This is a genomic window from Streptomyces sp. NPDC126499 (assembly GCF_040302485.1).
In the GTDB taxonomy this organism is placed as follows: Bacteria; Actinomycetota; Actinomycetes; order Streptomycetales; family Streptomycetaceae; genus Streptomyces.
This window is the reverse complement of the sequence record NZ_JBEOUO010000008.1, coordinates 139,212-153,051: the sequence shown is the minus strand read 5'-3', so window position 1 is coordinate 153,051 and position 13,840 is coordinate 139,212. Positions and strand designations below refer to the sequence as shown.

Annotated in this window: 11 protein-coding genes; 9 read left to right on the top strand and 2 right to left on the bottom strand. The window is 72.5% G+C overall.

The genetic code is table 11. From position 1 onward, the window contains the following. Nucleotides 1-117 precede the first annotated feature (117 nt). The 4 genes from ABTZ91_RS14180 (at nucleotide 118) to ABTZ91_RS14165 (ending at nucleotide 4,878) form a co-directional block, all read left to right on the top strand. Nucleotides 118-771 (top strand): DUF4365 domain-containing protein, encoded by a 654-nt coding sequence (locus tag ABTZ91_RS14180; protein WP_352077412.1) that lies wholly within the window; start codon nucleotides 118-120, stop codon nucleotides 769-771. After that, on the top strand, nucleotides 771-2,126 hold the full coding sequence (locus ABTZ91_RS14175) for a hypothetical protein (RefSeq protein ID WP_352077411.1): 1,356 nt from the start codon (nucleotides 771-773) through the stop codon (nucleotides 2,124-2,126). The genes ABTZ91_RS14180 and ABTZ91_RS14175 overlap by 1 nt, the downstream gene beginning before the upstream one ends. Before the next feature lie 89 nt (nucleotides 2,127-2,215). Beyond that, entirely contained in the window at nucleotides 2,216-4,192 is a 1,977-nt protein-coding gene (thrS, locus tag ABTZ91_RS14170) for a threonine--tRNA ligase (RefSeq protein ID WP_352077410.1), read from the top strand. Nucleotides 4,193-4,314: 122 nt separating this feature from the next. Then, complete coding sequence (locus tag ABTZ91_RS14165; RefSeq protein WP_345490209.1) at nucleotides 4,315-4,878, top strand: HIT domain-containing protein; 564 nt, start codon at nucleotides 4,315-4,317, stop codon at nucleotides 4,876-4,878. A 29-nt stretch (nucleotides 4,879-4,907) separates the two neighbouring features. Here the strand turns inward: ABTZ91_RS14165 and ABTZ91_RS14160 are convergent, their stop codons facing one another. Continuing rightward, a complete protein-coding gene (locus ABTZ91_RS14160) occupies nucleotides 4,908-6,566 on the bottom strand; it encodes a hypothetical protein (protein WP_352077409.1) in 1,659 nt (552 codons plus the stop codon). A 235-nt stretch (nucleotides 6,567-6,801) separates the two neighbouring features. Continuing rightward, entirely contained in the window at nucleotides 6,802-9,009 is a 2,208-nt protein-coding gene (locus ABTZ91_RS14155; RefSeq protein WP_352077408.1) for an elongation factor G-like protein EF-G2, read from the bottom strand. 277 nt (nucleotides 9,010-9,286) lie between these two features. Between ABTZ91_RS14155 and pgsA the strand changes: the two genes are divergently transcribed. The 5 genes from pgsA (at nucleotide 9,287) to ABTZ91_RS14130 (ending at nucleotide 13,745) form a co-directional block, all read left to right on the top strand. Beyond that, entirely contained in the window at nucleotides 9,287-9,946 is a 660-nt protein-coding gene (gene pgsA / locus ABTZ91_RS14150) for a phosphatidylinositol phosphate synthase (RefSeq protein ID WP_352077407.1), read from the top strand. Further along, nucleotides 9,943-11,094: a phosphatidylinositol mannoside acyltransferase gene (locus ABTZ91_RS14145; protein ID WP_352077406.1), complete on the top strand. Its 1,152-nt coding sequence runs from the start codon at nucleotides 9,943-9,945 to the stop codon at nucleotides 11,092-11,094. The genes pgsA and ABTZ91_RS14145 overlap by 4 nt, the downstream gene beginning before the upstream one ends. Further along, nucleotides 11,091-12,248 carry a glycosyltransferase family 4 protein gene (locus ABTZ91_RS14140; protein ID WP_352077405.1) on the top strand — a complete coding sequence of 386 codons (1,158 nt, stop codon included), beginning with the start codon at nucleotides 11,091-11,093 and terminating at the stop codon, nucleotides 12,246-12,248. The genes ABTZ91_RS14145 and ABTZ91_RS14140 overlap by 4 nt, the downstream gene beginning before the upstream one ends. Nucleotides 12,249-12,558: 310 nt before the next feature. Next, entirely contained in the window at nucleotides 12,559-13,191 is a 633-nt protein-coding gene (locus ABTZ91_RS14135; protein WP_352077574.1) for an MBL fold metallo-hydrolase, read from the top strand. Nucleotides 13,192-13,202: 11 nt separating this feature from the next. Next, nucleotides 13,203-13,745 carry a hypothetical protein gene (locus ABTZ91_RS14130; RefSeq protein WP_352077404.1) on the top strand — a complete coding sequence of 181 codons (543 nt, stop codon included), beginning with the start codon at nucleotides 13,203-13,205 and terminating at the stop codon, nucleotides 13,743-13,745. Nucleotides 13,746-13,840 lie beyond the last annotated feature (95 nt).

Sequence of the window (13,840 nt, the reverse complement as noted above, 5' to 3'; positions counted from 1 at the left end):
CGAACTCCTCGCACCCACCGGGCAGATGGCCAACCCCCTGCCCGAATCGTTGATACCCGTGCTGTTTGCGCCGTACGCGGACCGGTGACAACACAGGGGACGGGGAAGGAAATTGACATGGCGCTCGCCCAGCCCGAATCGGGAGGGCTGCCGCCTCAGCGGGCAGCACCGCTTCGCGGCTCACTCGCCACCACCGCCTGCATGGAGACCCTCCAGGTCGGTTACCTCCACGCGGTCGCGGCGGCGGCGGGCTGCTCGCTGTCGCAGCCGTTTCCGGACAACGGCATCGACTGGCACGTGAGCCACAGCGCTCCCGGCCACACCATCGACGACGAAGTGACCATCAAGGTGCAGCTGAAGTGCACCTACCAGATACCGCCGCGCTCGCCGGAAGCCGATTCCGGCACCGGCACCAGTACCGGCGCCCGCTCCGGCGCCCGCTCCGGCTCCGGATCCCGCTCCGGCTCCGGGCCGGGTTCGGGAGCGTTCTCCTTCACGCTCGACAACGAGCACCTGGTCAAGCTCGCGCGGACCCCCGTGGCGGTCCACAAGATCCTGGTCGTGATGCTCGTGCCGCGGGACCGGGAGGACTGGCTGCGGGCCGGGCACGACCGGCTCGACCTGCGGCACTGCTGCTACTGGATCAACCTGGCCGGCCACCCGGTCACGGGACGGCAGAGGACCACCGTGCGCATCCCGACGACACGGATCTTCGACGACCGGGCGCTCTGCGAGATCATGGCCCGGGTCGGCGTGGGAGGGAGACCCTGATGCACCGGCCGACCGACGAACCGGAGAACGGAGCGGGCCACGGCCCCGCCCCCATGTATCCGCTCAGCCACCCGCGGCCCCGGCCGCAGCCCCACCCGGTACCCGGCGAGCTCCCCGGCCACTGGACCGGAGTGCCCGCCGCCCCCGCCGGGCCCTGGGCCGACGCCGGGGAGATCCCCGACCCCGGCCGCGTCGACCCCCGGGTCCTCGGCGCGCTCCTCGCCCGGCACGGCTGGCGGCGGCGCGGCGGCGCGGCCGGCCGCTACAGCCGCTGGTCGCCGCCCGGCCCCGAGGCGGGCAGCCGCGGCACCAGCCTCCTCGTACCGGAGAGCCGCGCCTTCCCCGACAGCGAGGACCTGCTCGGCGAGGCGCTCACCGCCCTCGCCCGCTGCGCCGCGCCCTCCGCCCGCGAGGTGCTGACCGGGCTCACCGTGCCCAGCGACGAGATCCGCTGGTGGCGCGACGTGCCGCCCGGCCCGGCGGGCGCCGTGCCCTGGCCCGTACAGGAACGGCTCAGGGCCGCCGCCCGTGGGGTGCTGCTCGCCGGCGCCCTCGCCGTACGCGGCCGGGCCGGCTACCACGGGGCCCGCAACCGCCGACGGGCCCAGGCGTCCCTGGAGAGCGTCGTCGTCGGCGCGGCCCCCGGCGGGCGCGGCCTGACCGCCTTCCTGCCCGTCGACCCCGGCCGGCCCGTCGCCGTCCGGCTCTACCACGCGCTGTACGCGGCCCGGGAGGCCGTCGACTACCAGCGGGCGACCGGCCGCATGGAGGCGTTCGACACCGCCGTCGAGGCCGGGGTGAGCCGCGAGCTCACCGAGGCCCTGGTCGCCCTGGTCCGCGGCACGGAGGGCGCCGGCATCGCCCTGGAGTGGTCCCCGGCCGCCGGCCCGCCGGGCGGCTGCGCCGCCCGGCCCGAGCCCGTCGAGTTCTCGCCCGGCGACCTGCCGGCCCTGCGCGCCGCGGGCGCCCGCTATCTCACCGACGAGCCGTCGGTGCCGGTCCGGATCACCGGCGCCGTCGTCCGCATGCGCCGCTCCGGCCCGCGCGGCGGGGGCACGGTACGGCTGCGGGTGCTGGCCGGCGCCGAGGTGGGTCACGTCCGGGTCGGCCTCGACGAGGAGGCGTACCGCACCGCGGGCCACGCCCACCTCGTCGGCCTGCCGATCCGGGTCGTCGGCCGCCTGGAGAGCCGGGGCGGCTTCCGCCGCCTGACCGACGCCACCGAGGTCGTACCGGTGCAGGTGGACGAGGCGGTGCGGGACCGGCTGATGAAGTCGCTCCAGGAGGACCTGGAACTGTTCGAGGAGGCGTGCGGCCCGGGCGAGGACCGCGGGCCCGGCACGGCCCCCGGGTAGGATCAAGGCCTGCGCGGCACCTCGTCTCTGCCGCGCACCGCCGGCGCCGGCACCTCGTGTCTGCCTGCGCCCCTATGTATGGAGCACCCGTGTCTGAAGTCCGTGTGACCGTCCAGTCCGCCTCGGGACCAGAGGAGAGGACGGTGAGCGCGGGCACCACGGCCGGCGCCCTGTTCGCCGACGACCGCACCGTCATCGCCGCCCGTGTCGGGGGTGAGCTGAAGGACCTGTCCTACGAGCTCGCCGAGGGCGACGTCGTCGAGGGCGTCGAGATCTCCTCCGAGGACGGCCTGAACATCCTGCGCCACTCCACCGCGCACGTCATGGCCCAGGCCGTGCAGGAGCTGTTCCCGGAGGCCAAGCTGGGCATCGGCCCGCCGGTCCGGGACGGTTTCTACTACGACTTCGACGTCGAGAAGCCGTTCACGCCCGAGGATCTCAAGGCCATCGAGAAGAAGATGCAGGAGATCCAGAAGCGCGGCCAGCGCTTCGCCCGCCGGGTCGTCACGGACGAGGAGGCCCGCGAGGAGCTCAGCTCCGAGCCGTACAAGCTGGAGCTCATCGGCATCAAGGGCGCCGCGTCGACCGACGACGGTGCGAACGTCGAGGTGGGCGGCGGCGAGCTGACCATCTACGACAACCTGGACGCCAAGACGGGCGAGCTGTGCTGGAAGGACCTCTGCCGCGGTCCGCACCTGCCCACCACCCGCAACATCCCGGCCTTCAAGCTGATGCGCAACGCCGCCGCCTACTGGCGCGGCAGCGAGAAGAACCCGATGCTCCAGCGCATCTACGGCACCGCCTGGCCGTCGAAGGACGAGCTGAAGGCCCACCTCGACTTCCTCGCCGAGGCCGAGAAGCGCGACCACCGCAAGCTCGGCAACGAGCTCGACCTGTTCTCCGTCCCGGACGAGATCGGCTCCGGCCTCGCCGTCTTCCACCCCAAGGGCGGCATCGTCCGCCGGGTGATGGAGGACTACTCGCGCCGCCGGCACGAGGAGGAGGGCTACGAGTTCGTCTACACGCCGCACGCCACCAAGGGCAAGCTCTTCGAGAAGTCCGGTCACCTCGACTGGTACGCCGAGGGCATGTACCCGCCCATGCAGCTCGACGAGGGCGTGGACTACTACCTCAAGCCCATGAACTGCCCGATGCACAACCTGATCTTCGACGCGCGCGGGCGCTCCTACCGTGAGCTGCCGCTGCGCCTGTTCGAGTTCGGCACCGTGTACCGGTACGAGAAGTCCGGCGTCGTCCACGGCCTCACCCGGGCCCGCGGCTTCACCCAGGACGACGCGCACATCTACTGCACCCGCGAGCAGATGGCGGACGAGCTCGACAAGACGCTCACCTTCGTCCTGAACCTGCTGCGCGACTACGGTCTGACCGACTTCTACCTGGAGCTGTCCACCAAGGACCCCGAGAAGTACGTCGGCTCCGACGAGGTGTGGGAGGAGGCCACCGCCGTCCTTCAGCAGGTCGCCGAGAAGCAGGGCCTGCCGCTGACCCCGGACCCGGGCGGCGCCGCGTTCTACGGCCCGAAGATCTCCGTGCAGGCGCGCGACGCCATCGGCCGCACCTGGCAGATGTCGACGGTGCAGCTCGACTTCAACCTGCCGGAGCGCTTCGACCTGGAGTACACCGCCCCGGACGGCACCAAGCAGCGCCCGGTCATGATCCACCGCGCGCTGTTCGGCTCGATCGAGCGCTTCTTCGCGGTGCTCCTGGAGCACTACGCGGGCGCGTTCCCGGCCTGGCTGGCCCCGGTGCAGGCGACCGGCATCCCGATCGGCGACGCGCACGTGGAGTACCTGCAGGAGTTCGCCGCCAAGGCGAAGAAGCAGGGGCTGCGCGTGGAGGTCGACGCCTCCTCGGACCGGATGCAGAAGAAGATCCGCAACGCGCAGAAGCAGAAGGTCCCGTTCATGATCATCGCCGGTGACGAGGACATGGCCAACGGCGCCGTCTCCTTCCGCTACCGCGACGGTTCCCAGGAGAACGGCGTCCCGGTCGACGAGGCCATCGCCAAGATCGCCAAGATCGTCGAGGACCGCGTCCAGGTCTGACGGCCCGCCGCCCCGTGACGTGACGGACTCAGGAGGCCCCCGGGAGTCCCCGGGGGCCTCCTCCCGTCGGCCCCCGCACGGATCCTCCGCCCCGGCGACACGATCCGAACGGGCGAAGCCATATGCTGCTCAGCATGACGACTGAGCCGGAGCAGCAGATCGGAGTGGGGACGCAGGACGCGTTCCAGCGCCTGTGGACGCCTCATCGGATGGCGTACATCCAGGGCGAGAACAAGCCGACCGGGCCGGGTGCCGAGGACGGCTGTCCCTTCTGCACGATCCCGTCGAAGTCGGACGAGGACGGTCTGGTGATCGCGCGCGGCACGCACGTGTACGCGGTGCTCAACCTCTACCCGTACAACGGCGGACACCTGATGGTGGTCCCGTACCGCCATGTCGCCGACTACACGGACCTCGACGCGGCGGAGACCGAGGAGCTCGCGGAGTTCACCAAGCGGGCCATGGTCGCGCTGCGGTCCGCCTCCGGTGCGCACGGCTTCAACATCGGGATGAACCAGGGCACGGTGGCGGGCGCCGGGATCGCGGCCCACCTGCACCAGCACATCGTGCCGCGCTGGGGCGGGGACACGAACTTCATGCCGGTGGTCGGCCACACCAAGGTGCTGCCGCAGCTGCTCGCCGACACCCGCAGGATGCTGGCCGACGCCTGGCCGGCCGGCATCTGATCCGAGCCGATCGACCCGGAGGACAGGCCCTACGCGTCGTAGACGTCGGCCTTCTTCGGGCCGGCCTCCTGGACGCCGCCGCTGAGGACCAGCGAGCGGTTGGTGAAGCGCTCGGTGTCCACGTTGTGATCGTCGAGAACCCGGATGGTCGCGGCGTGGACCGCGCGCAGCACCGGAGTGGCCGCGCGGATCGCGTCGTCGGCCATGAAGCGGTTCTTCCACGGCGGACTCGCCCAGGGGTGGCGCAGTCCGAAGGGCTCCGGCAGCACCAGCTTCCCGCCGAGGAAGTCCAGGACCGGGGGGAACCAGGTGAGCGGGGCCCGCACGGCCTGGCGCACCACGTCGTCCGTGTCCGTCAGCGGCAGCTTGATCTCCTTGGTCTCCCAGAACCTGACGGTCTTGGAGACCTCCTTCGTCTTCGCCGCCGGCTTGGTGGTGAACAGGCTGTGCACCGGGCCGAGGGCATGGCCCGTGACCTCGACGCGCAGCGTGCGGTGGAGCGAGGTGACCGTCACCATCATCGTCAGGACCAACTGCCCGTCCCACAGCGTGAACTGGACGCCCAGATAGTGCCGGTTGCCCGCGCCGAACTGCTGGTCGTTGCAGATGCGCTGTATCTCGTGCGGCTTCACCTGGAAGGCGACGATGTTCTCGCCCTCGGGGCGCGCGACCTCGTCGGCGCCCTCGCCGACCGGCGAGACGATCCAGTGCTTCACGGTCGGCTTCGGGAAGCCGGTCTTCAGCGAACCGCGTTCGAGCAGCGTCAGCTCGGTGTGGATCTGGCGGACGACGTCCCAGGCGCGGAAGTCGTGGATCTCCTTGCCCTCGCGCGGGACCAGCTCCTCGGCGAGGGCCCAGCTGCCCCAGCGCGTGCCCATGCCCAGTATTCCCTTGGGCCCCGCGTAGAAGACGATGTTGGACTGCTGCTCCGCGGTCAGCTTCTCCAGGTTGAGGCGCAGCTCCTCGGCCGACTTCTCGGTCGGGTCCTTCGGCACGGCCTGGGGGACGGCGGCACCGATCCCGCCGCCGCTGAGCAGTGCCGTCCAGCGCTCGCGCAGGACCTGGGCGGTGTTCTCGCAGATCCGGCGCGCCAGGAACCAGCCCGCCACCGGGGCCACGATCATGACGCGCAGATAGTTCGGAAGCACGCCGTCGAAGGGCAGCTTCAGCAGGAACAGCAGGGCGATGAACCCGGCCGCGATCATCAGGGCCGTGCCGATCGCGCTGGTGCGCTTGTTCTCGGAGCCGGCGGCCAGCCGGCGGAGCTGGATCACGCCGAGCCAGAGCAGCAGCCCCGGCAGGAACAGCACCCCGAAGACGAGGGTCACCAGCGTCAGCTTCACATCGCGCTGCCTGCGGATGCCGGTGGCCGCGAGGCAGTGCTCCACCACGGGCTGCGGATCGGCGCCGAAGGACTGGATGAGCGGCTTGCGGGCGCCGCCGAGCATGCGGACCTGCACGGCGCGGGAGAAGGCCTCCCCGAGATCGGGCCGGAACAGCTTCTGCCACTTGCCCGGCTTCACCGTCGACTTGTGCAGGTCGTTGTTGGCCTTGAGGATCTCCTCGACCGGGCTGTCGCGGTACGCGACGGAGGCGAGGGCAGCGGTCGCCGCCGTCTGCGCGTCCGAGCCCTGCAGGGGAATCTGCGCCCCGGGTCCGAAACTGCCGATCGTCACTGCCGCCCCCATCGCCACGGTTCCCTGTGCGGGCTGTTCCCAACTGCCGCGCCCCGCACACCTTCTGAGCTGGGCACCACAGCGTAACCGGGTGGCGACGGATGCGTCACCGGAGCACGGAAGCACGACCGGATGCCGCCCGCGGCAGAGCAGTCGGCGGGCGGCATCCACCTGTCGGCCCGTCAGGAGCCGGTCGGAGTCCGACAGGTCCCGCCGGGATCCGGTCCGTACGCCGACGGCACCGGGCTCACGAACCCTTCTGCGCCTCCGCGCGGATCTTCTCCGCCAGATGCGGCGGCATCGCCTCGTGCCGCGCGTACGAGCGGTCGAAGCTGCCGGTGCCATGGGCGACGGAGCGCAGGTCGACCGCGTAACGGCCGATCTCGATCTCCGGCACCTCGGCGCGCACCACCGTGCGCCCCGGTCCCGCCTGCTCGGTGCCGACCACCCGGCCCCGCCGGCCCGACAGGTCGCTCATCACGGGCCCCACGTAGTCGTCCGGGACGAGCACCTGCACCTCGGCCACCGGCTCCAGGAGGTGGATGGGGACATCGGCGGCGGCCTCGCGCAGGGCCAGGGCGCCCGCCGTCTGGAAGGCCGCGTCGGAGGAGTCCACCGAGTGCGCCTTGCCGTCGCGCAGGGTCACCCGGATGTCGACCAGCGGGTAGCCGGCCGCCACGCCCTTGGCCGCCTGCGCCCGGACGCCCTTCTCCACGGAGGGGACGAACTGGCGCGGGACGGCGCCGCCGACCACCTTGTCGACGAACTCGATGCCGCTCCCCGGCGGCAGCGGCTCCACGTCGATCTCGCAGATCGCGTACTGGCCGTGCCCGCCCGACTGCTTCACATGCCGGCCGCGCCCGGACGACGGCGCGCCGAAGGTCTCGCGCAGCGCCACCTTGTGCGGCACGGTGTCGACCTGGACGCCGTACCGCCCGCGCAGCCGCTCCAGGGCCACGTCCGCGTGCGCCTCGCCCAGACACCACAGGACGACCTGGCGGGTGTCCTGGTTCTGTTCCAGCCGCATCGTCGGATCCTCGGCGACCAGCCGGGCCAGACCCTGCGAGAGCCGGTCCTCGTCGGCCTTGCTGTGCGCCTCGATCGCCAGCGGCAGCAGCGGCTCCGGCATCGACCACGGCTCCATCAGGAGCGGGTCGTCCTTCGCCGACAGCGTGTCGCCGGTCTCCGCCCGCGCCAGCTTGCCGACACACGCGAGGTCACCGGCCACGCAGTGCGCCAGCGTGCGCTGCTGTCTGCCGAACGGGGAGGTCAGGGCCCCGACCCGCTCGTCGACGTCATGGTCCTCGTGCCCCCGGTCGGCGAGGCCGTGCCCCGACACGTGCACCGTCTCGTCGGGCCGCAGGGTGCCGGAGAAGACCCGCACCAGCGAGATCCGGCCCACGTAGGGGTCCGACGAGGTCTTGACGACCTCGGCGACCAGCGGCCCGTCCGGATCGCAGGTGAGCGCCGGCCGCGGTCGGCCGTCCGGCGTGGTGACCGCCGGGGCCTCGCGCTCCAGCGGCGTGGGGAAGCCGCGGGTGATCAGCTCCAGGAGCTCGACCGTGCCGAGTCCCTGCCGGCCGCCGTCGGCGGCAGGGGCGGCCGCCAGCACCGGATGGAAGGTGCCGCGCGCGACCGCCTTCTCCAGGTCGTCGATCAGCGTCTTCAGATCGATGTCCTCGCCGCCCAGATAGCGGTCCATGAGGGTCTCGTCCTCGCTCTCGGCGATGATCCCCTCGATCAGCCGGGCCCGGGCCTCGGCGATCAGCGGCTTCTGCGTCTCGTCGGGCGGATCCTCGCGCCGTACCCCGGTCGAGTAGTCGAAGATCCGCTCGGTGAGCAGCCCCACCAGACCGGTGGCGGGGGCGTGCCCGTCGGCGCCCTCGGCGCCGCGCACCGGCAGGTACAGGGGAAGGACGGCGTCGGGGTCGTCGCCGCCGAACAGCTCGGCGAGGACCTCGGTCAGCCGGGTGTAGTCGGTGCGGGCCGTGTCGAGGTGGGTGACGACGATCGCCCGGGGCATGCCGACCGCGGCGCACTCCTCCCACACCGCGCGGGTCGAGCCGACGACCGCGTCGGCCTCCTGGGCCGCCGAGACGACGAAGAGGGCCGCGTCCGCCGCGCGCAGACCGGCCCTCAGCTCCCCGACGAAGTCGGCGTACCCGGGCGTGTCCAGCAGGTTGATCTTGCAGCCGTCCCACTCCACCGGGACGAGGGAGAGCTGTACGGAGCGCTGCTGGCGGTGCTCGATCTCGTCGTAGTCGGAGATCGTCCCGCCGTCCTCGACGCGCCCGGCGCGGTTCACCGCGCCCGCGGTCTGCGCCAGGGCCTCGACGAGGGTCGTCTTGCCCGATCCGCTGTGGCCGACCAGCACCACGTTCCGTATGGCCGAGGGCTGGTCGGCCGTTGGAGCCCTGCCGGCGGCCCCGGAGTGGGTGTTCGCCTTGTCGCCCATGATGTTCCTCCCGACTGCTCGTACGGTGAGGCGGGGCGCGGACGCGGGGGAGTGGCAGCACCTGGCGGCGCACGGCCGCTGTCGCGTGCGGCTCCGGCGACGCCCGCGGTTGTCCTTCGAGCTTTGCACCGACGTCACGGTGCGTCCATACGTCGGATGCGCGCGGCCCGGCCGCCGCCCTCCCCGGGTGCCGCCGCTTCGGCGGGGGCCCGCGTGGCTACGATGGGTGAGCCGGTGGTCGTAGGGGCCGCGCGGCCCACCGAACCTCGGGAAGGCCATGCTGAACAAGTACGCGCGTGCGTTTTTCACGCGTGTCCTCACACCCTTCGCAGCGTTTCTGCTCCGCCGGGGCGTCAGCCCCGACGCGGTCACGCTCGTCGGCACCGCCGGCGTGGTCGCCGGCGCCCTGGTCTTCTTCCCCCGCGGGGAGTTCTTCTGGGGCACCATCGTCATCACGCTCTTCGTCTTCTCGGACCTCGTCGACGGCAACATGGCCCGGCAGGCGGGCATCTCCAGCCGCTGGGGCGCCTTCCTCGACTCGACCCTCGACCGGGTCGCCGACGGGGCGATCTTCGGCGGTTTCGCCCTCTGGTACGCGGGCAAGGGCGACGACAACGTGCTGTGCGCGGTCGCCATCTTCTGCCTGGCGAGCGGCCAGGTCGTGTCGTACACCAAGGCGCGCGGCGAGTCGATCGGCCTGCCGGTCGCCGTCAACGGCCTCGTGGAACGGGCCGAACGGCTGGTGATCTCGCTGGTCGCGGCCGGTCTCGCCGGACTGCACGGCTTCGGTGTGCCGGGCATCCAGGTGCTGCTGCCCATCGCCCTGTGGATCGTGGCGGTCGGCTCGGCCGTGACCCTGGGGCAGCGTGTGGTGACCGTACGCAGGGAGTCGGCGGAGGCGGACGCCGCCGCCAGGGGGAGCGAGGCGACATCATGAGCGGGGTCCCGGGCAGCGGGCGCAAGGACAGCGAGCGCAAGGGCAGCGGGCCCAAGGACAGCGAGCGCAAGGGCAGCGGGCCCAAGGACAGCGGGTTCAAGGACAGACTGACCGACGGGCTGTACGGCCTCGGCTGGGCGACGGTCAAGAAACTGCCCGAGCCCGTGGCCCGCGGCCTCGGCCGGCGGATCGCCGACACGGTGTGGAAGCGGCGCGGCGCGAGCGTCCTGCGCCTGGAGTCCAACCTCGCGCGGGTCGTGCCCGACGCGTCCCCCGAGCGCCTCGCCGAGCTGTCGAAGGCCGGCATGCGCTCGTACATGCGCTATTGGATGGAGTCCTTCCGGCTCCCCACCTGGAGCCAGGAGCGGGCCGCCGGCAGCTTCGACCCCAAGGACGTCCATCACCTCAAGGACGGCCTCGCCTCCGGCCGCGGCGTGATCATCGCCCTGCCGCACATGGCCAACTGGGACCTCGCCGGCGTCTGGGTCACCCGTGCGCTGGGCGTGCCGTTCACGACGGTCGCCGAACGGCTCAAGCCCGAGTCGCTGTACGACCGTTTCGTCGCCTATCGCGAGTCGCTGGGCATGGAGGTGCTGCCGCACACCGGCGGCGCCGCCTTCGGCACCCTCGCACGGCGGCTGCGCGCCGGCGGCCTGGTGTGCCTGGTCGCCGACCGCGACCTGTCCGCCTCCGGCGTGGAGGTCTCCTTCTTCGGCGAGACGGCGCGGATGCCCGCCGGGCCCGCGATGCTCGCCCAGCAGACCGGGGCGCTGCTGCTGCCGGTGACGCTCTGGTACGACGACACCGACGTCATGCGGGGCCGGGTCCACGCCCCGATCGGCGTACCCGAGTCAGGTACCCGCGCCGAGAAGACGTCCTCGATGACACAGGCCCTCGCCGACGTCTTCGCCGGGGGCATCGCCGACCACCCGGAGGACTGGCACATGCTGCAGCGACTGTGGCTGGCGGACCTGGAGGAGCGGGGGGCGCCCGGAGCACGCGGGACGCGTGAGACCGGTGCGGCCCGAGGGACTCGTGAGGCCGATGTGGCCGACGGGACGCGCGAGGCCGGTGAGGTGCCCGGGACCAGTGAGGCGTCTGGGGCCAGCGAGGTGCGCGAGGCGCGCGAGGGGGAGCGGCGGTCTTGAGGATCGGCATCGTCTGCCCGTACTCCTGGGACGTGCCGGGCGGCGTCCAGTTCCACATCCGCGACCTCGCCGAGCACCTCATCCGGCTCGGCCATCACGTCTCCGTCCTCGCCCCCGCCGACGACGAGACCCCGCTCCCGCCGTACGTGGTGTCCGCGGGCCGCGCCGTGCCCGTGCCGTACAACGGTTCCGTCGCCCGGCTCAACTTCGGCTTCCTCTCGGCGGCGCGGGTCCGTCGCTGGCTGCACGACGGCACCTTCGACGTCGTCCACATCCACGAGCCCACCTCGCCGTCGCTCGGACTGCTCACCTGCTGGGCGGCGACGGGACCGCTCGTGGCCACCTTCCACACCTCCAACCCGCGCTCGCGGGCGATGATCGCCGCGTATCCGATCCTCCAGCCCGCCCTGGAGAAGATCAGCGCGCGGATCGCGGTCAGCGAGTACGCCCGGCGCACGCTCGTCGAGCACCTCGGCGGCGACGCGGTCGTCATCCCCAACGGCGTCGACGTCGACTTCTTCGCCCGCGCCGAGCCGAAGAAGGAGTGGCAGGGCGGGACGCTCGGCTTCATCGGGCGCATCGACGAGCCCCGCAAGGGCCTGCCCGTCCTGATGAGGGCCCTGCCGAAGATCCTCGCCGAGCGGCCCGACACCCGGCTCCTCGTCGCCGGGCGCGGCGACGAGGAGGAGGCCGTCGCCTGTCTGCCGCGCGAGATGCGGTCGAAGGTCGAGTTCCTCGGCATGGTCAGCGACGAGGACAAGGCACGGCTGCTGCGCAGCGTCGACGTGTACGTCGCTCCCAACACCGGCGGCGAGAGCTTCGGCATCATCCTCGTCGAGGCCCTGTCCGCCGGCGCCCCCGTTCTCGCGGCCGACCTCGACGCCTTCGCCCAGGTCCTCGACCAGGGCGCCGCCGGCGAGCTCTTCACCAACGAGGACGCCGACGACCTCGCCGCCCGCGCGATCCGCCTCCTCGCCGACGAGCCCCGCCGCGACGAACTCCGCGAGCGCGGCACCGCCCACGTCCGCCGCTTCGACTGGTCGACGGTCGGCGCGGACATCCTGGCGGTCTACGAGACGGTGACGGACGGCGCGGCCTCGGTGGCGACGGACGAGAGGGCGACGGGGGGTTTGCGCGCGAGGCTGGGTCTGTAGCGGGCGACCGCATGGCGGGCGTGGGGTTGCGGTGGGTCCGTGCCACGCGCGCGTGCGTAGGGGTCGGCGGTGGGCCCGCGTCACGCGCCGGTGCGTGGGGTTGGGGTGGGTCCGTGCCACGCGCGCGTGCGTGGGGTTGGCGGTGGGCCCGCGTCACGCGCCGGTGCGTGGGGTTACGGTGAGCCCGCGCCACGCGCGCGTGCGTAGGGTCGGCGGTGGGCCCGCCACACGCTCGCGCGAGGGCCCGCCCCGTCCGCTCTCGGCGGACCCCGTCATCCTCCGCCCTCCCCCGGGGCAGGCTGCCCCCATGATGTCCATCGAGACGCTCGACCTCGGGTACTTCACCCGCCCCGCCGCCGAATGGGGCGGCCCCCACGACCGCGAGGAGCCGGCGCTCGGCTATCTCGTGCGGTACGAGGGCGGCGCCCTCGTCTTCGACACGGGGATGGGGGAGGGCTCACCGGAGGCGGACGCGCACTACCGGCCCGTGCGCAAGCCCCTGCCCGTCGGCCCGGACGACGTCGACCTGGTCGTCAACTGCCACCTGCACTTCGACCACATCGGCGGCAACCAGCGGTTCCCCGGCACCCCCGTCCTCGTCCAGCGCACCGAGCTCGCCACCGCCCTCGCCGGTGACTACACCATCGACTCGCTGCTCCCGGGGGTGCGTTACGAGGAGATCGACGGGGAGCACGAGATCGCGCCCGGGGTCCGGATCGTCCCCACGCCCGGCCACACCGAAGGCCACCAGTCGCTCGTCCTCGACCACGGCGAGCGCGTGACCGTGCTCGCCGGACAGGCGTACGACTTCGCGCACGAGTTCGGGACCCCGTACCGCCCCTGGCTCGGGCGGCTCGGGCAACTCGCGGCGGGGCGGCCGGTGCGGGTGCTGTTCGCGCACGACCACGCCGTCTGGGAAGGGACGCTGCCGCTGCCCCGGTAGCCTGTGCGCCCGTGACCGAAACCCTGATCTGGACCGTCGTCGCGCTGATCCTCGTCGGCGTCTACCTGAGCTGGACCGCCGGCCGGCTCGACCGGCTGCACGCGCGGATCGACGCCGCGCGGGCCGCGCTCGACGCGCAGCTGCTGCGGCGCGCCTCGGTCGCCCAGGAGCTGGCCACCTCCGGCGTCCTCGACCCGGCCGCCTCCATCGTCCTCTACGAGGCCGCGCACGCGGCCCGGCAGGCCGAGGAGGACCACCGGGAGGTCGCCGAGAGCGAGCTCAGCCAGGCGCTGCGGGCCGTGTTCGGGGAGCCCGAGCAGGTCGAGATCCTGCGGCAGGCGCCCGGAGGCGAGGAGGCCGCGGGCGAACTGGCCGCCGCCGTCCGGCGGGTGCCGATGGCGCGGCGGTTCCACAACGACGCCGTACGGGCCGCACGGGCGCTGCGCCGGCACCGCAAGGTCCGCTGGTTCCGGCTCGCCGGCCACGCCCCGTTCCCGCTCGCCTTCGAAATGGACGACGAACCGCCCGTCGCCCTTGCGGATCGTCCGGCCTGAGCGACTCTCGCCTTCGTAAGCCGCGAAAACGATCCACCGGCTGCACATTGGCCCTTGATGTGGACCGCACGTGGCCTGTTTCCTCACTCTTGTCG